Genomic DNA, 1,131 nt, shown 5'->3' on the forward strand with positions numbered 1-1,131 from the left:
GAGCTTTTGAAGGCGGAGGCGTCGCCGATCTCGAGCAGGATGCGGGCGGCGGTCCTGACTCCGATGCCGGGCATGGAGGTCAGGACCCGGGCAAGAGGGTGCGCATCGAGTATCTCCTCCACCTCGGTGGCGACCTGGCTGCGTTGCTGGAGCACGGTTTTCAGGCTGTCGGCGAGTCGGGGCAGGACGGTGTCGGCGGCGGTGGTGCCCGGGACGGTGACGGTCTGCTCGTCCAGTGCGGTCCAGATGTCGGCGACCAGTTTTTCGCCCATGCGGGGTGCGTGAGTGGTGGCGATGGCGGTGACCTTGCGGCGGCCGGCCTTGCGGATGCCGGTCGGTCCGCCGCAGCGAGACAGGATCTCCAGCACCGCCCGGTGGGTGACGCGAGGCCCGAGAACGCGTTCGAGGGTGGGGTGGATGCCGGTGAGCAGGCCGCGGATGCGGTTGCTCAACCGGGTGGCTTCACCGGCCAGGTCGTCGTCGAACCCGACCAGCACCTCCAGCTCGGCCAGGGCCTCGTCACCGGTGTCGACCTGGCGCAGGGTGTGGGGCAGGCTGCGGGCGGCGTCAGCGATGATGAACGCGTCCCGGGCGTCGGTCTTGGCGGTGCCCGGGTAGAGATCGGCGATGCGCCGCATCGCCAGGCCGGGCAGGTAGGCCACCTGGTGCCCGGCCGCGCGGGCGACCGCGACCGGCAGCGCCCCGATCGTGGCCGGTTGATCGACCACGACCAGCAGCGGCCCGTGAGCGGCAAGCGTGTCGAACAACGCCCGCAACTTGGCTTCGGTGTTGGGCAGCGGCCCGTCGTGCAGCCGCTTGCCGGTCGGGTCCAGCCCCACGGCGTGATGGTTGCCCTTGCCGACATCCAGACCGAGGAACACGCCATAACTGCTGGTCATGCACAGTGTCTTTCGTCCGTCGCGGGTGGTCACCGGTCAGGGCATCGATGGCCGGCACCCACGTTACGACGAGACCTACCCAGCGGTGGCCGTGTCCCTATTCAGCGGTCCCTCGATGCCACCAGGCCCGGCGACACCACCCCCCGGATCATGACCTCGACTGGGGGCATCAGTCATACCGAACCTGGCGACCACAGCTCCTTGATCAGGAACCACGAAAAAGGTAACGGGG

The 1,131-nt window shown here is 69.0% G+C and carries 1 protein-coding gene; it reads right to left on the reverse strand.

Features of this window, described 5'->3' with window-relative positions:
• On the reverse strand, positions 1-899 hold an 899-nt coding region (locus BMZ92_RS36680), incomplete at its 3' end, for an IS110 family RNA-guided transposase (RefSeq protein WP_091517288.1).
• Positions 900-1,131: the final 232 nt, after the last annotated feature.

It is taken from the genome of Amycolatopsis sacchari (assembly GCF_900114035.1).
In the GTDB taxonomy this organism is placed as follows: Bacteria; Actinomycetota; Actinomycetes; order Mycobacteriales; family Pseudonocardiaceae; genus Amycolatopsis_E; species Amycolatopsis_E sacchari.